Annotated in this window: 13 protein-coding genes; 10 read left to right on the top strand and 3 right to left on the bottom strand. The window is 65.6% G+C overall.

What is annotated here, in order from left to right; translation table 11 throughout:
- Positions 1-91: 91 nt before the first annotated feature.
- Together WN73_RS13450 and WN73_RS13445 are read right to left on the bottom strand one after the other, a co-directional pair.
- Positions 92-517, bottom strand: coding sequence for a universal stress protein (locus WN73_RS13450; RefSeq protein WP_011088599.1), 426 nt, complete (start codon positions 515-517; stop codon positions 92-94).
- 65 nt (positions 518-582) lie between these two features.
- Positions 583-1,119 carry a SixA phosphatase family protein gene (locus WN73_RS13445; RefSeq protein ID WP_028173270.1) on the bottom strand — a complete coding sequence of 179 codons (537 nt, stop codon included), beginning with the start codon at positions 1,117-1,119 and terminating at the stop codon, positions 583-585.
- A gap of 195 nt (positions 1,120-1,314) precedes the next feature.
- Between WN73_RS13445 and WN73_RS13440 the strand changes: the two genes are divergently transcribed.
- The 9 genes from WN73_RS13440 (at position 1,315) to WN73_RS13400 (ending at position 14,963) form a co-directional block, all read left to right on the top strand.
- Entirely contained in the window at positions 1,315-2,772 is a 1,458-nt protein-coding gene (locus WN73_RS13440; protein WP_271553210.1) for an NAD(P)/FAD-dependent oxidoreductase, read from the top strand.
- Positions 2,773-2,855: 83 nt separating this feature from the next.
- The gene (gene msrB, locus WN73_RS13435) at positions 2,856-3,368 is read left to right on the top strand and encodes a peptide-methionine (R)-S-oxide reductase MsrB (protein WP_038967753.1); all 513 of its coding nucleotides are present in this window, start codon (positions 2,856-2,858) and stop codon (positions 3,366-3,368) included.
- 270 nt (positions 3,369-3,638) lie between these two features.
- Positions 3,639-5,903: a flagellar hook-basal body complex protein gene (locus tag WN73_RS13430; protein WP_011088595.1), complete on the top strand. Its 2,265-nt coding sequence runs from the start codon at positions 3,639-3,641 to the stop codon at positions 5,901-5,903.
- 34 nt (positions 5,904-5,937) lie between these two features.
- Complete coding sequence (gene flgK / locus WN73_RS13425) at positions 5,938-7,821, top strand: flagellar hook-associated protein FlgK (RefSeq protein WP_060908213.1); 1,884 nt, start codon at positions 5,938-5,940, stop codon at positions 7,819-7,821.
- A 21-nt stretch (positions 7,822-7,842) separates the two neighbouring features.
- Complete coding sequence (locus WN73_RS13420) at positions 7,843-9,726, top strand: flagellar protein (protein WP_271553205.1); 1,884 nt, start codon at positions 7,843-7,845, stop codon at positions 9,724-9,726.
- 70 nt (positions 9,727-9,796) lie between these two features.
- Positions 9,797-10,579 carry a hypothetical protein gene (locus WN73_RS13415; protein WP_110116633.1) on the top strand — a complete coding sequence of 261 codons (783 nt, stop codon included), beginning with the start codon at positions 9,797-9,799 and terminating at the stop codon, positions 10,577-10,579.
- Positions 10,569-12,212 carry a hypothetical protein gene (locus tag WN73_RS13410; protein WP_271553203.1) on the top strand — a complete coding sequence of 548 codons (1,644 nt, stop codon included), beginning with the start codon at positions 10,569-10,571 and terminating at the stop codon, positions 12,210-12,212. The genes WN73_RS13415 and WN73_RS13410 overlap by 11 nt, the downstream gene beginning before the upstream one ends.
- A 1-nt stretch (position 12,213) precedes the next feature.
- A complete protein-coding gene (locus tag WN73_RS13405) occupies positions 12,214-13,467 on the top strand; it encodes an ATP-grasp domain-containing protein (protein ID WP_038967751.1) in 1,254 nt (417 codons plus the stop codon).
- Positions 13,464-14,963, top strand: coding sequence for a pyridoxal phosphate-dependent decarboxylase family protein (locus WN73_RS13400; RefSeq protein ID WP_060908209.1), 1,500 nt, complete (start codon positions 13,464-13,466; stop codon positions 14,961-14,963). The genes WN73_RS13405 and WN73_RS13400 overlap by 4 nt, the downstream gene beginning before the upstream one ends.
- Positions 14,964-15,066: 103 nt before the next feature.
- On the opposite strand, the gene flbT is transcribed toward WN73_RS13400, so the two are convergent.
- On the bottom strand, positions 15,067-15,507 hold the full coding sequence (gene flbT, locus WN73_RS13395) for a flagellar biosynthesis repressor FlbT (RefSeq protein ID WP_011088588.1): 441 nt from the start codon (positions 15,505-15,507) through the stop codon (positions 15,067-15,069).
- A gap of 321 nt (positions 15,508-15,828) precedes the next feature.
- Here flbT and WN73_RS13390 point away from each other — a divergent pair.
- A partial coding sequence (locus tag WN73_RS13390; RefSeq protein ID WP_442870085.1) for a flagellin N-terminal helical domain-containing protein occupies positions 15,829-16,246 on the top strand: 418 nt, incomplete at its 3' end.

The following is a 16,246-nucleotide window of genomic DNA, read 5'->3' as shown; positions in this document are numbered from 1 at the left end:
GGGCGGCGGGAATTGACCTGCCGTTTGGGTGTTTTGCCCGACGGGCAACGCAAGGGCTTGTAGCCCGGAACAACAGGCTACGGAGCAGCCCTCAGTGCCTGACCACCAGCACCGAGCACTTCGCGTAGCGCACCACGTGCCCGGCATTGGAGCCGAGGAAATAGGTGCGCATCGCCGGCCGGTGCGAGGTCATCACGATCAGATCGGCCTTCATGTGCACGGCTTCCTCCAGAATCTCGTGGTAGATGCCGCCCTGGCGGACCACGCTGGAGATGTGGGAGGCCTCGATGCCGGATTCGCGCGCGACGATGGCGAGCGCTTCCTCCGAGGTCTGGCGCTGCTGCTCGTCGAAATCGGCCGGCACGTATTCTGCCAGCATCACCGGCGTCATCGGCAGCACGTTGAGCAGGCGCACGGTGCCGCTCCAGGTCTGCGACAGCGTTGCCGCGGTCGCGATCGCCGGCTTGGCGAGATCGGTGTCGGCGAGGTCGATGGGCACGAGGATGGACTTGAACATCTGCGCCTCCAAATCTTCCAGTCAGCTCTCGATCAGCTGCATCACCCGGTCGAGACCCGCGGGTCTCATCCCGATCGAAGCAGCTTGGGGCTGACGAACAGCACCAGCTTGCCGCGGCGGTAGGCCACGTCCCCCCAATCCTTGACGTCAAAGTCGAAGATCGCAAGCCCCGCGGTGGGCAGGTTGTGGGTGAGCGCCTTGGCGCCGGCCGGATCGCCGCCGCCCATCAGCATCAAGGCGATCTCGTGCATGCCGGGATTGTGGCCGACCAGCAGCAGCCGCTTCGGGTTGCCCGGGTTGGTTGCAGTGCGAATGGATTTTAGGATCTGCGCGGGATCGGCGCCGTAGAGTTCCGGCAGGACCTCGACCTCAGGCGCGGGGACGCGGCCTTTCATCGTCGCCCAGGCGATGTCCCAGGTCTGCCGGGCGCGGACGGCATGCGACACCAGCACGGTATCGGGGAAGGGGGGATGGGAGGCGATCCAGTCGCCGATTTCGGCGGCATCCCTGTGGCCGCGGTCGTCGAGCCGGCGATCCTGGTCACGGCCGCTCGGCGCGTCAGTCTCGGTCTTGGCGTGACGCAGCAGCATCAAACGGCGCATGGCACTCTCGAATCGTTGCACGTCCAGAATAATCTACAGGCGCCGGTTGAGGACAAGGTGACAAGCGCCCGATCGGTCCTTTAAAGCGCGATGAGATTTGGACAAACCCTCATCGTGCTTTAAATTTCTGTTCTGAGCATGATCTTTTCGGAAAACCGCTGCACACTTTTCCGGATCATGCTCTAAGAAAACGATATGAGCGAGACTTTCACAAGCGTGTCCCAGGAAGAAGCCGGCTTTCGCGAGCGCGCGCGGCTGTCGTTCGATCTCGATGCCGATATCTGCGTGATCGGGGCAGGGCTTGCCGGGCTCTCCATTGCACTGGAGGCGGCCCGGCTCGGGGCCAGTGTCGCGGTGCTCGAGGGGCGCCATATTGGCTGGAACGCCTCCGGCAACCAGCTCGGCACCGTGATGCCGGGCTTTGCGCTGCCGCTCACCGACCTGATCGAGCGCATCGGCTTCGAGGACGCGCGCGAATTGTGGACGCTGTCGAAGGAGGGCGCCGAGTTCGTCCGCGCCAACGCCACCGAAGAGAACATGCCGGGGATCGCCCCGAGCGACGGCGTGCTCGAGGTCTCCAACGTCGATACCGGCGACCGGTTGATCAGCCGGTTGCAGATGCTGAATGAGGATTTCGACACCGAGGTCGAGGGCTGGCAGGTCGATCGCGTCCGCGACGTGCTCAAGACCGATCGTTACTTCCACGGCGTGTACTATCCCAAGGCGTTTCAAGTCGACGGCCGCAAATACGTGCATGGTCTTGCGGCGCTGGCGCGGCGGGCCGGCGCCCGCATCTTCGAGGATACGCCGGTGGTCAGCATCGACCATTCCGGCATCCGCAAGCGGATCGTCACGCCGTCGGCGCGGCTGCGCGCGACGCACATCGTGCTCGCCGGCAACATCCATCTCGGCGCGCCCTTGAGGCGCCTGTCGGAGACGCTGCTGCCGGTCTGGCGCTATGCCGGCATCACCGCGCCACTCGGCGAGCGCGTGCACGAGATCATCGCCTTCAAGGGATCGGTGATGGATTCCGACGGCGTCGATCATTTCCGCATCGTCGACGGCGACCGGCTGATGTGGGAGAGCCCGGAGACCACCTGGGCCGCACGGCCGCAGCGCTTTGCAGGCGGCGTCAGGCGGCGGATCCGGACGATCTTCCCCCAGTTCGGCAATGTCGAGATCACCGATATGTTCGGCGGCGCGACCGGCCAGACCGTGCACGGCATGCCGCAGATCGGCCAGTTGCGCAAAGGCCTGTGGGTGGCGAGCGGGTTCGGCCGCCAGGGCATGAACACCTCGGCCATGGCCGGGCAGATGATCGCGCGCAGCATCCTGTGGGGCGACGAGCGCTGGCGGCTGTTTTCGCCGTTCGAGCTGGTCTGGGCGGGCGGCGCGACCGGACGGGTCGCGGGTCAATTGGTCGGGATCTGGGGCAGGACGAGCTCCGCCGCCGCAGGTACGCTCGCCCGCTACCGCGAGCGGGCGCGGGTCAAGGACAGGGAACGCGAGGCGCGGCTGGCCGAAGCCAACCGGGCTGCCGGCACCGGTCCGCGCCGTCCGCCGCCGGGTGTACGGCCGCGGCCGGCCCCGCCGCCGAAACCCGCGACTGAAGCCTTGGAACCGGCCTCGCACGACGACAGCGTCTCGCAATAAGTTGAGAAAAATCGCGCCTGGACGTGTAACGTCGGCCGTTAGAACCCGTATCTCAGGGCGTGGACTCGCGCACGGAGAATGAGATGTTTGACCGCCGCATCCTGCTAACGACTGTCGCCGGCCTGTTCGGCCTTTCCGCCTTCCGCTGGCTGAGAGGGACACCTGCCGAGGCCGGCGAGAAGGCCGCGGAAACGTTCGAGATCACGAAGACCGAGGCCGAATGGCGTGCCCAGCTCACGCCGCAGCAATACGAGATTTTGCGCAATCACGGCACCGAGCGGCCCGGCTCAAGCCCGCTGCTCAAGGAGCACCGCAAGGGCGTTTTCGCCTGCGCCGGCTGCGACCTGCCGCTGTTTGCGTCCGACACCAAGTTCGAGAGCGGCACCGGTTGGCCGAGCTTCTACCAGCCGATCGAGGGCAATGTCGGCAAGACGGAGGATCGGACCTACGGTATGCTCCGCACCGAGGTGCATTGCCGGCGCTGCGGTGGCCATCTCGGCCACGTCTTCGACGACGGTCCGAAGCCCACTGGATTGCGCTACTGCATCGACGGTTTCGGGCTGGTTTTCCACCCGGCCGCCGCGTCCGCGACGTAGCTCTCGCTGGAGTCATTCCGGAGCGATGCGTGAGCATCGAATCCGGAATCTCGAGATTCCGGGTTCGGTCCTGCGGACCGCCCCGGAATGACCCGATGCCCCGGCAATTGTTGCCGGCCCGGCAATTGTGCCCCGGTCATCCGACCGGGGTCCATTCATTTAAGCCATTGATTTCATAGAAATACCCGCCTTGGCATAGCCCTTGCGACTGTCTCTCCCGACTGCGGCCCTGGTCGACCGGCCGCCGAGATCGGATTTGGAGACAAAGTTATGGGTATCTTCGATGCAATGAACACCTCGGTGGGTGGTCTGCAGGCGCAGTCCTACGCGCTTCAGAACATTTCCGGCAACATCGCGAACTCATCCACCACCGGTTACAAGGGCATCGGGACCAGCTTCGTCGATCTCATCCCGGACGCCTCGGTGCCGAGCAAGCAGGTCGCGGGCGGTGTGACGGCCAACGCGAAAGCGACCATCACCACCCAGGGCACGATCTCGTCCTCCTCCGTCGCGACCAACATGGCGATCACCGGCGACGGCTTCTTCTCGATCCAGAAGGCGACTAGCGTCGTCGACAACTTGCCGCAGTTCGGCGGCGTCACCTACTACACCCGCCGCGGCGACTTCCAGCTCAATTCCAACGGCAATCTGGTCAACGGCGCCGGCTACTACCTGATGGGCGTCACGGTCGACCCGAAGACCGGCAACCCTCAGGGCAACGTGGCGACGGTCCTGAAATTCCAGAACAACTTCATTCCGGCGCAGGCGACCACTTCGATCCAGTACGCGGCGAACCTGCCGACCCAGCCGAACACGGCGGCGAGCTCGACCGCAGCCAGCAAGACGCTGCTGGCGGCTGGCGGCCTGAACCCGTCGGACTTCCAGGCCAACCCGCTGCCGGTGGGCACGCCGCCCGCGCCCTATACCAGCGCGACGGTGTCCGGTGCAGCCGCCACCGGCAACATCCGCTCGGCCTATTCGTCGACGACGGGGACGGGCACGGTTCCGCTCCAGAACAACTCGTCCGCAGTGGCTTCGACCTCCACGTCCCTTGACAACACCGTGGGCACGCATCTCGCCTCCAGCATTCTCACCGCGCTGAGCGGCCAGGTCCTGACGATCAACGGCAGCAACACGATCACCTTCAACGGTGGTACCACCGTCTCGACGGTCGGCAACAACACCACGATCGGTCTCGGCGCAGGCACGACGGCCACGGTGGCCAGCATCCTGAACGCGATCCAGACCGCCGGCGGCGCCGGCGTTACGGCCTCGCTCTCCGCCAGCGGCAACATCCAGATCTCGACCGGCACCGGCACCGACGTGTCGATCGGCAGCGGCACGGCAGCCACGGCGCTCGGCATCAGCAGCGTGACGCGCGGCGGCAACGTGCTGTCCTCGCCCGCGCTCACCGGCGCCACGGTGCTGAGCGGCAGCGCGACCGCCGGCGGCGCCGAGGTGCTCTCGTCCGGCTTTTCGGCAGGCCCGCCCGCCGACACCATCACCGTCAACGGCCAGACGCTGACTTTCATGGCCTCGGGTGCCTCCGGTCCGAACCAGATCAACATCACCGACAACATCACGACCCTGCTCGGCAAGATCGACGCGCTCTCCGGCGCCTCGGGGTCTTCGATCAGCCCCGGCGGCGTGATCACGCTGAACACCGGCACCGTTTCCAACCTGTCGGTGTCCAGCTCCAACAGTGCGGCTTTCGCCGCGCTCGGCTTCACCTCGACCATCACCAAGAACCGCGACGGTGGCGGCACCGCCGGCACCGGCGGCGTGATCGGCAACGACATCGCGACCTTCACCAAGGAATCGATCAGCGGCGGTGCGGTCACCGCCTACAACGCCGCGGGCACGCCGGTGAACCTGCAATTGCGCTGGGCCAAGACCGACAGCGCGTCGCTGGGCACGGGCCATTCCGATACCTGGAACCTGTTCTACCAGACCGATCCGAATGCGACCGGCACGACGGTCGGCTGGGTCAACACCGGCCAGGCCTTCACCTTCGCCGCCGATGGCTCGCTGACCTCGCCGAGCGGTTCGGGCATCACCATCAACAATGTCAGCGTCGGCGGACAGGCGCTCGGCTCGGTCGCCTTCAACATCTCCTCGGGCGGGCTGACGCAATATGCCAGCACCAGCGGCGCGGTGACCATCAACACCATCACCCAGAACGGCTACGCCGCGGGCCAGCTCCGCTCGGTTGCCGTCAACAACAACGGCCTCGTGGTCGGAACCTTCTCCAACGGCCAGAACCTTGACCTCGCACAGGTATCGCTGTCGCACTTCAACGGCACCAATTACCTGAAGGCGCTCGACGGCGGCGCCTATGCCGCGACCGAACAGTCAGGACCGGCGATCGACGGCGCATCGGGCACCATCAGCGGCTCGTCGCTGGAAGGCTCCAACACGGACATCGCCGACGAATTCACCAAGCTGATCGTGACCCAGCAGGCCTATTCGGCCAACACCAAGGTGATCACGACCGCGAATTCGATGGTGCAGGACCTCCTGAACGTATTGCGCTGATCGGCGCGTGACGTAACCAAAGGCGGCCAGTGATATGGGTTTGAGTTCAGCCCTCGCCAGTGCGATGAGCGGTCTGCGTGCCAACCAGGCCGCGCTCTCGATCGTCTCCTCGAACGTCGCCAACTCGCAGACGCCAGGTTACGTCGTCCAGACGCCGAACCAGATCGAGGTCACCACCGGCGACTTCGGCTCGACGGCGATGACGACCGGCGTCAGCCGGGAGCTCGACAGCTACGTGCTGAACCAGCTGCGCACCGAGACCGGCGGCAGCGGTTACGCCGACCAGATGGCCAACATCCTGAAACAGCTTCAGAGTGTCTATGGCACGCCCGGCAACAGCGGCACGCTCGAAACCGCGCTGAACAAGTTCACCACCGCGCTGCAGGCGCTGTCGACCAGCGCGGGTGCGTCGTCGGCGCAGACCGTTGCGCTGGGCGCGGCGCAGGCGCTGGCGCAGCAGCTCAACGTCACCACCAAGGGCATTCAGTCGCTGCGCTCCAACGTCGAGCAGGATCTCGGCACCTCGGCGCAGCAGGCCAACGCGTCGATGCAGCAGATCGCCGACATCAACACCAAGCTCCAGGGCCTGTCGGCAAACGACCCCTCGGCCGCGACGCTGATGGACCAGCGCGACCAGGCCATCAACACGCTGTCGAAATATGTCGACGTCCGCGTCACCACCGACGGCTCGAACCAGGCCAACATCTACACCACGACAGGCATCCAGCTCGTCGGCGCCGGGCTCGCCTCGCAATTTACTTTTGCGTCTGCCGGCGCGCTGTCGGCGACCTCGCTCTACAACATGGATCCGGCCAAGTCCGGTGTCGGCGCGTTGAACATCAGGCTTCCGAACGGCTCGCAGGTCGACGTCGTCGCCAACAACGTGGTTTCCTCGGGCCAGATCGCGGCCGACCTCAAGCTGCGCGACCAGACGCTGGTGCAGGCGCAGAACCAGATCGACCAGCTCGCCGCCACGATGTCGAGCGCGCTGTCCGACAAGACCACGGCCGGCAGCACCGTCTCCGGCCCGCCGGCCGGGTTCGACATGGACCTTGCCGGGGCGGCGCCGGGCAACACGGTCAACATCACCTACACGGACACGACGACCAACACGCAGCGCCAGGTCACGCTCGTCAACGTGACCGACCCGGCGGCGCTGCCGCTTCAGAATGCGACCAACGCCAATCCGATGCGGATCGGCGTCAACTTCTCCGGCGGCATGGGCGCGATCGCCTCGGCGCTCAACACCGCGCTGTCGGGCTCGCACCTGTCGTTCTCCGCCGCCCCGTCGCCGGCAACCGCCACGACGCTGCGGGTGACCGACGACAACACCGGCCTCGCCAAGGTCAACTCGTCCTCGATCAGCAAGACGATCTCGTCGTTGACCTCGGGCAACCCGCAACTGGCGGTTTTCACCGACGGCGGGCAGGCGCTCTACACCGGCGCGATCACCGCATCGGGCTCGCAGATGACCGGCCTTGCCGGGCGCATCGCGGTGAACACGCAGCTGGTCAGCGATCCCACGCGGCTGTCGGTCTACAACACCTCGCCGGTGACGCCCGCGGGCGACACCACGCGTTCGGACTATCTTTATTCGCAGCTCACCAACGCGGTGTTCTCCTATTCGCCGACGACCGGCCTCGGCTCGGCCAACCAGCCCTTCACCGGCAGCGTTTCGAACTACCTCCAGCAGTTCCTGAGCATCCAGGGCAACGCCGCGACCCAGGCGACCCAGCTCCAGCAGGGCCAGAGCGTCGTGGTCTCGACGCTGCAGGCGAAATTCAACTCGACCTCCAGCGTCAACCTGGACTCGGAGATGTCGAACCTGATCCAGCTCCAGAATGCCTATGCCGCCAACGCTCACGTGATGTCGGTGGTGCAGAGCATGATGAACACGTTGATCCAGGCTCAAGTGTAACAAGTAACAGGGCTCTGAAACATGTCGATCAGCAGCATCAACTACTCCTCGTCGGTTCTCGGCTCGCAGATCCGCAACATCAATCAGCAGCTCACCGACCTGTCGACGCAGCTCTCGACCGGCAAGCTGTCGCAGAACTATTCCGGCATGGGCACCAACGAGGGCTTTGCGATCGCCGGGCGCGCGCAGCTCTCCAACATCGCCGCCTATACCGACACCATCACCAACGTCAACGTCAGCATCAACCTCGCCAATACCGCGCTGCAGTCGCTGACCAAGATCCGCAACACGGTGCAGACGGGCTCCGCCAACACCGCGCAGGATCTCAACGTCAACGGACAGACGGTCGCGCAGAACACCGCTGCCGCCCAGTTCGGCTCGATGGTCGGCGTGCTCAACACGCAGACGGGCAACCGCTATCTGTTCTCCGGAACCGCCGTCAACACGCAGTCGGTCGCGGATGCCGGCGACATCATCAACGGCACCACGACGCAGGCGGGTTTCAAAGCCGTCATGGCGGAGCGCCAGGCCGCCGATCTCGGCGCCAACGGCATGGGCCGGCTGGTGCAGACGCAGCCGACGCCAAGCTCGGTGCAGGTATCGGAGGACGTCGCGGGATCGCCGTTCGGGCTCAAGATCAAGGCGGTCTCCTCGACGTTGACGGGCGCGACCGTCACCGGCCCGAGCGGCTCGCCGGTGTCGTTCTCCGTCGATCTCAACGGAACCAATCCCAGCAACGGCGACAAGCTGAGCGTCCAGTTCACGCTGCCTGATGGTACGACCGAGCAGATCGACCTGACGGCGTCGACGGCGACGCCGACGCCGCTCGGCAGCTTTGCGATCGATGCAAGCGTCCCGGTTAACCCGAACAATACCGCGGCGAACCTCAACACCGCGCTGAACACCGCGATCAAGAAGCTCTCCAACACCTCGCTTGTGGCAGCGTCGGCCGTGACCGCCGGCGACAATTTCTTCAACACGGCCAGCTCTGCGATCGGTACTCCGAAGAGCAACCAGGCGGCTCCACCCGCACCGATCAGTGGGGCGACGGCGCTGTCCGGCACGAGCCCCTCGGATTCGATCTCGCCGGGCTTCGTCGCCGGCGACACGATCACCGTCAACGGGACCGCGCTCACTTTCGTCAGCTCGGGTGCGACCGGCAACCAGCTCAATGTCGGCGACAGCATCCAGACCCTGATGAGCAAGATCGACCAGATCACGGGGACTTCGAAGCCCTCGACGATCCACGGCGGTTCGATCACGATCAACACGGACGATGCGGCGACCCTGAACATCACGAGCTCGAATACCGGGGCGCTGGGTTCGATCGGTTTCAGCGCGACGCCGGTGACCGCGACGCAGCCGCCGCTGCGCGTCGGCTCCTCGCCCGCGAGCTCGGCGACGACGCTGGTGAACGGCTCGGCCACGACGGTGAAATGGTATCTCGGCAATGACGGGCCCGGTTCGCCGCGCTCCACCGCGATGGCGCGGGTCGACGATTCCGTCACGGTGCAATATGGCGCGCAGGCCGACGAGGATGCGATCCGGCGGCAGTTGCAGGCGATCGCCGTGTTCGGGACGTTCTCGACCTCGCCGACCGGGCAGTATTCGGGCGGGCAGGTCTCGGCGCTGAGCCTGCGGGTGACGCAGGCGCTGACCCAGCAGCCGGGCCAGCAGCGTATCGAGGACATCCAGACCGACATCGCGATGGCCCAGAACACGATGAAGGACGCGAGCACGCGCCAGACCCAGGCCAAGGCGCAGCTCCAGACCATCATCGACCAGGCGGAATCGGCCCCGCCGGACCAGGTCGCGAGCGAGATTCTGGCGCTCCAGAACGCGCTCCAGGCCTCCTACCAGGTGACCTCGAAGCTGGCGCAGCTCTCGCTCGTCAAGTTCCTGTAAGGATGCGTTAAGGCGCCGTTAACCATGCCTGTTTACCTCTTGGTGAGGATTGGAGCGGGGCGGGGTTTCGATGTCGGACAAGATGCAGCTGGTGGTGGCAACGCCTTGCTTCGGCGGGCAGGTGTCGAGCATCTATGCGAGCTCGATCTTCGCGCTCCAGCGCGCCGTGCACGGTATGTCCAATCTCGAGCTCAAGGTGCTGCTGCGCGACGGCGACGCCCTGATCACGCGCGCGCGGGCCAACCTGGCCGCGATGTTCCTGGACGATCCCAAGGCGACGCATTTCCTGTTCATCGATGCCGATATCGGCTTCAAGCCGGAGCAGGTGTTCCGGCTGATCGAATGCGGCGCCGACGTCGTCGCGGGCTGCTATCCGATCAAGCGGGTCAACTGGGACAAGGCGAAACGCGCGGTCGAGGCGGGCCGCGCCGACGTGCCGGCGGCTTCGCTCGACTACGTGCTCGAGATCGAGGACCCCGACCGCATCGTGGTGGTCAACGGCTTCACCCGCGTGCGCTATGCCGGCACCGGCTTCCTGATGATCCGGCGCCACGTGCTGGAGGCGATGTGCCGCCATCCGAATTACGCCGGCCTGCAATTCTTCCGCGAGCATTCGCACGATACGCTGGCGGCGAGCCAGAACCGGTTCGCGCTGTTCGAATGCATGATCGATCCGGCCACCGGCACGTATCTCTCCGAGGACTTCGCCTTCTGCAAGCGCTGGACCGATATCGGCGGCGAGATCTGGGCCGACATCCAGAGCTCGCTCGACCATGTTGGGCCATCGGTGTTCCACGGCGACATTGCCTCGCAATTCGCGCCGGCGCCCGCGGCGGCGGCCGATGCGGCGTGAGCCTCTCGGGATGAGCGTCGGCGCATCCCGTCTGGCAGACCTGGAGCGAGCGTCCGACGGCGGCTCGCGCTACCGCTTGCGCGATCTGTTCACGCCGCTCGACACGCTGCTGGTCTGCGGCGGAGATCCGCGCCTGACGCTCGATCCGAAGGACCGCGTCAACGCCTATGGCTGCGCGGCCTCTCCGGAGCCGGAGATCTGGAATTTCGCCTCCTCGACCGCGTCGGTGATCTCGCAATCGGCCTATGACCGCGCTGCGCTGGCGCGCGAAGAGCTGATGCACAAGTGCCTGTTCGACGAGGTCGAGGTCGCCTTCGATGCGCGCTGCGAGGACATGCGCGAAGAGCTGCGCGGACACCTCCAGGTCTCGCCGCGCGTCGACGTCGTGTTCTCGCCGTCCGGCACCGACTCCCAGCTCCACGCCCTGTTTCTGGCACGCGCGGCGCTCGGCGCCTCGCCGGTGACGATCGTGGTCGGCACCGATCAGACCGGAAGCGGGACGCCCCATACCGCACGCGGGCACCATTTCAGCACGATGACGGCGAGCGGCTTTTCGGTCCGCAAGGACGGTGCGGTGGCGGGGCTCGCCGGCGACAGCGTCGCGGTGCCGCTGCTCGACACGGCGCCCGGCATTGCGATGCGCCCGGATGCGGATGAAGCGGTGCTGCGCGCGGTCGAGACCAGCCTCGCGCAAGGTCGGCGCGTTCTGTTGCAGATCATGGATTCTTCAAAACTCGGCTGGCGCGCGCCGAGCGTGGCCTGCCTCGACGAGATTGCGCGACGCTGGCCCGGCAAGGTCCAAATCGTCGTCGATGCCTGTCAGGCGCGGCTCGGCCGCCGCCGGCTGCGCGCCTATCTCGACCGCGGCTATATGGTGCTGATGACAGGCTCGAAATTTTTCGGCGGCCCCGCCTTCAGCGGTGCGCTGCTGGTGCCGAAAGGCCTGTCGCGCTCGCTCGGCCGGATCGGCGAGATCGCGCCGGGCTTCTTCGATTATGCCGGCCGCAGCGACTGGCCGAAGGCCTGGACGGGGCTGCGCTCGCGCTTCGAGCGCCGGCCGAATTTCGGTCAATGGCTGCGCTGGGAGGCGGCGCTCAGCGAGATCGGCAGCTACTATGCCGTGCCCGGCGCATTCCGCGCCAAGGCGCTGGCCGAGCTCGCGGCCGGCATCGACAGCATGATCGCGCTGTCCCCGTCGCTTCGGGCCGTTCCGGCCGCGATCGGGATGTCCGGGACGGACGACGAGGAATTCGCGCAAGCCACGATCTTTCCGTTCACGCTGCTGCGCGACGGCAAGCCGGTCTCCATCGCCGAGACCGGCGCCGTGCATCGCGCCCTGGCCCGTGACATGAACGGCGACATCGACGGCAGTGCGGCGGATCGGCAGGTTGCCGCGCAACGCTGCCTCGTCGGCCAGCCAGTACGGTTTGACCAGCCGGACGGCAAGCCGCAGGCCGCGCTGCGGCTGTGCGTCGGCGCGCGGCTCGTCACCGAATCCTGGTCCGCGGACGCCGCGCAAGCGCAACGCAATTTGCAGCATATCCTCGATCGCATCGCCCACGCTGTGGTGAAGATCGAGCTGCTGCTTGACAGTGCCGCGGCTGCGCCGGGAAAGCCTGTGTTCGAGGTCTAAGATGTTGCATCCTGTTTCAGCGCCGAACGGCGCGACGGCGCCGGACTATTCCGACCGCATCGGCTTTGCGCAGTTGACGCGCCGGGCCTTCGAGGGCGGCGATCTGCATCCGTTGCGCGAGCGGCTTCTGGCGCGGATCGCGGAAGGGACGGCGGAGGCGGGCGAAGGCCTGGATCTGTCGCTGATCGCCCAGCTTCTCGGCGAGAAGGAGGCCGGGCTCGTGATCCAGACCGAGGTGCTCGCCTTCCACCAATTGTTTCGTACGCCTTGCGCGGTTGCGAAGCCCCGCCTGCGCGTGCTCGCGCTGGCGGCCGATATCGACATGGGTGGCAACACGCCGATCGAGTTTCTGCTCGAAGGCTCCGATATCGAGTTGTTGACGCTCTACGTGGTCAAAGGCGTCGGCCTGCCGGAGACATTGCCTGATCACGACGTCGCCATCGTGGTCGCATCCGATTCCGAGGAATGCCGGGAGGCGCTCGCCGTCATCGAACGGGCCGCGCCGCACTGGCCGCGGCCGTTGCTCAATCGCCCCGAGCTCATCGGCAATCTCGATCGCGACAAGCTGTACCGGCTGTTGGCGGGCATCCCCCGTCTCGACATTCCCGCGACCGTCCATGTGACGCGCGCGCAATTGTCGGATATTTCGGAAGGGAAGATCGCCTGCAAGGACATCGTGAGCGAACTGCACTTTCCGATGATCGTGCGGCCGCGCGGCACGCATGCCGGTGTCGGGCTCGCGAAGATCGACGATGCTGCGGCGCTCGCGGCCTATCTCTCTGATCGGCAGGAGCAGGACTTCTTCGTCGCGCGCTTCGTCAACTACGCGAGCCCCGACGGGCTTTACCGCAAATACCGTCTTACCATGGTCGACGGCAAACCCTACGCCTGCCACATGGCGATCGCCGACCGCTGGGACATCTGGTATCTCAACGCCTACATGGCGTTCAGTGAAGAGAAGCGAGCTGAAGAAGCCGCCTTCATGCTCGAGTTTGATCATGCATTTGCCGCGCGTCATCGCAACGCGCTCGACGAGATGAGTCGGCGCGTCGGCCTCGACTATTTCATCGTCGATTGCGCCGAGAATCAGGACGGCGAGCTGCTGGTGTTCGAGGCCGACAACACCGCCGTCGTGCACAACATGGATCCGCCGGCCGTGTTTCCATACAAGCCGCCGCAGATGCGCAAGATCTTTGCCGCGTTCACGGCAATGCTGTCGCGGCACGCAAGGGCCGGCGAGGAGAGTGCAGCATGAACGAGATCGTCCGCAAGACGCAAGCCGCCGCCACTGACACCTCGCTCGATCCGCAGGACTGGAGCGCGTTTCGTGCGCTCGCCCATCGCATGCTGGACGAGACGATCGACGGCATCGCCAACATTCGTGCGCGTCCGGTGTGGCAGCCGATCCCCGATGACGCCCGCGCGGCATTCAAGGCCGACGTGCCACGCGAGGCAAGCGATCTCGCCGATGTCTATCGCGAATTCGTCGAGCATGTCGCGCCCTATGCGACCGGCAACGTCCACCCCGGCTTCATGGGCTGGGTGCATGGCGGGGGCACTGCGGTCGGCATGCTCGCGGAAATGCTCGCCGCTGGCCTCAACGCCAATCTCGGCGGCCGCGACCACATGCCCATCGAGGTCGAGCGCCAGATCGTCGACTGGATGCGCCGCCTGTTCGCCTTCCCGGAGAGTGCGAGCGGCATCTTCGTCACGGGCACGTCGATGGCCAATCTGATGGCGGTGCTGGTGGCGCGTACCAGCGCACTCGGCACGCTGGTGCGGCAGCACGGTATCGGCAATGACGGCGCGCTGCTCACCGCCTACACGTCGCGTGCCGCGCATGGCTGTATTTCGCGGGCGATGGACATTGCCGGTCTCGGCACCGATGCGCTGCGCAAGATCGACGTCGATGCCGATCATCGCATCGATGTCGCCGCGCTGCGTGCGCAGATCGCCGTCGATCGCGAGGTTGGCTTCAAGCCGTTCCTCGTCGTCGCCTCCGCAGGCACGGTCGATATCGGCGCGATCGACGACCTCAAGGCCGTCGCGGAGCTGTGCCGCGAGGAAGGAATCTGGTTTCACGTCGACGGCGCGTTCGGTGCGCTCGCGATCCTGGCGCCCGAGCTCGCGCCGCTGCTCGGCGGCATCGAGCTTGCGGATTCCATTGCGCTCGATTTCCACAAATGGGGACAGGTGCCCTACGACGCCGGCTTCCTGCTGGTGCGCGACGGCGAGCAGCACCGGCAGGCCTTTGCGCAGCCGGCGGCCTATCTGAGCCGCGAGGCGAGGGGGCTTGCGGCGGGCACGGTCTGGCCCTGCGATCTCGGCCCCGATCTGTCGCGCGGCTTCCGCGCGCTGAAGACCTGGTTCACGCTGAAGACGTTCGGCACCGACCGGCTGGGCACGGTGATCGCGCGAAGCTGCGCACTGGCAAAATATCTGGAAGCGCGCGTGCTGGCCGAGCCGCGGCTGGAGTTGCTGGCGCCGGTGAACCTCAACATCGTCTGCTTCCGTTACCGCGCCAATGATACGGTCAATCGCGAGATCGTCGCTGATGTCCAGGAATCCGGCATCGCTGCGCCATCGGGCACCACGCTGGACGGCAAGTTCGCGATCCGCGCCGCGATCGTCAATCACCGCACCGACGAGACGGACATCGATGCGCTGATTGCGGCCGTCCTGGATTTCGGCGCACGGCGGGTTGGCGAGGGAGTGATCGAGGTCGAGGCGCCGCCGCTCGCGGCGCAGTAGCATCGATGCATGGCCGAAACGACAACGGCCCCGGAGGCGATCCGGGGCCGTTGTCGTTGGGCAGCGTTGTCGTTCGCGCGGCTCGGCCGCGTGAACGCCGTGATCAGGCGGCGGTGCTGACGTCGTCCTTGTCCGCTTCCGCCTTGGGATGCGTGGCCTCGTACTGGCCTCGCAGCTTCTCCTCATAGGCGATCAGCTTGCGGGCATCCTTCAGCGCCCGGTAGAGGTCGCCGTTCAGGATGTTGTTGTTGATGGCTTCGATGATCGGCCAGGAACTCGGCACCGCGGTGACGATGTCCCGCACGAGGTTGAAATAGGTGCCGTGCTGGGTCTGCGGATCCGGCGAGATATACATGAGCTGGACGGCCAGATAGACGAGCTTGGCGGGCGTGTTTGCAGTTTCCGGGGTGAGGATGTCGCGCTCGCGCAGGATCGGCACGTTCTCGCCGTCGATCAGGAGGCGGGCGCGCTGGTCCGTATTAGTGATCACCGAGTTGCCGACGATGATGCGTTCGTGCGGTTTGAGCTCGACCTTGAGAGCCATGCCTGTTCTCCATCAACGCTTTCGTAACCGAGCGCTCGTTGCGGCTTATCAGGGCATGATTCTCGCTCGGAATTAGTTAACGAGCTGTAAATCTCCCGCATCTGCGCGAAAAAACTCAATCTTCCCAACGCCATGTCCGTGCGGCGGCGCGGCGACGTGCGGGGCTTCCCCCGGCCGAATCACGCGGCGTTCGGCAAAAGCACGGGTTTCATTTCATGTTTCGTTAGAGGTCTCGACGCCAGGGTCCGCCGGTCGCTGGGTCAATCTCGATCCAAGCAGACGCGTAACAGTAGCGTCGTTTACCAGAAGGGTAACAGAGTCATGTCAGGCATCGTCCTCTCCGCGTCGGTTCGTCAGAACCTCCTCTCCCTCCAGTCCACCGCCGACCTCCTCGCCACCACGCAGAACCGTCTGTCGACCGGCAAGAGCGTCAACTCGGCCCTGGACAATCCCACCAACTTCTTCACGGCACAGTCGCTCGACAACCGCGCCAGCGACATCAACAACCTGCTCGATGGCATCGCCAACGGCGTGCAGGTGCTGCAGGCTGCCAACACCGGCATCACCTCGCTGCAGAAGCTGATCGACAGCGCCAAGTCGATCGCCAACCAGGCGCTGCAGACGACCGTCGGTTACTCCACCAAGTCGAACGTCTCCGCCACGATCTCCGGTGCGACCGCGGCCGATTTGCGCGGCACGACGTCCTTTGCCAGTGCGACGGCGCTCGGCAATGTGCTGT

The sequence above is a fragment of the Bradyrhizobium sp. CCBAU 45394 genome (assembly GCF_028128655.1).
GTDB classification, from domain to species: domain Bacteria; phylum Pseudomonadota; class Alphaproteobacteria; order Rhizobiales; family Xanthobacteraceae; genus Bradyrhizobium; species Bradyrhizobium diazoefficiens.
This window is presented reverse-complemented; position numbering and strand designations above follow the sequence as displayed.

Bases quoted from the DNA above. Each gene is read 5' to 3' on its own strand.
- WN73_RS13430 (WP_011088595.1), top strand. From the start codon at position 3,639: ATGGGTATCTTCGATGCAATGAACACCTCGGTGGGTGGTCTGCAGGCG.
- WN73_RS13440 (WP_271553210.1), top strand. From the start codon at position 1,315: ATGAGCGAGACTTTCACAAGCGTGTCCCAGGAAGAAGCCGGCTTTCGC.
- flbT (WP_011088588.1), bottom strand. From the start codon at position 15,507: ATGGCTCTCAAGGTCGAGCTCAAACCGCACGAACGCATCATCGTCGGC.
- WN73_RS13450 (WP_011088599.1), bottom strand. From the start codon at position 517: ATGTTCAAGTCCATCCTCGTGCCCATCGACCTCGCCGACACCGATCTC.
- WN73_RS13400 (WP_060908209.1), top strand. From the start codon at position 13,464: ATGAACGAGATCGTCCGCAAGACGCAAGCCGCCGCCACTGACACCTCG.
- msrB (WP_038967753.1), top strand. From the start codon at position 2,856: ATGTTTGACCGCCGCATCCTGCTAACGACTGTCGCCGGCCTGTTCGGC.
- flgK (WP_060908213.1), top strand. From the start codon at position 5,938: ATGGGTTTGAGTTCAGCCCTCGCCAGTGCGATGAGCGGTCTGCGTGCC.
- WN73_RS13420 (WP_271553205.1), top strand. From the start codon at position 7,843: ATGTCGATCAGCAGCATCAACTACTCCTCGTCGGTTCTCGGCTCGCAG.
- WN73_RS13445 (WP_028173270.1), bottom strand. From the start codon at position 1,119: ATGCGCCGTTTGATGCTGCTGCGTCACGCCAAGACCGAGACTGACGCG.
- WN73_RS13415 (WP_110116633.1), top strand. From the start codon at position 9,797: ATGTCGGACAAGATGCAGCTGGTGGTGGCAACGCCTTGCTTCGGCGGG.
- WN73_RS13410 (WP_271553203.1), top strand. From the start codon at position 10,569: ATGCGGCGTGAGCCTCTCGGGATGAGCGTCGGCGCATCCCGTCTGGCA.
- WN73_RS13405 (WP_038967751.1), top strand. From the start codon at position 12,214: ATGTTGCATCCTGTTTCAGCGCCGAACGGCGCGACGGCGCCGGACTAT.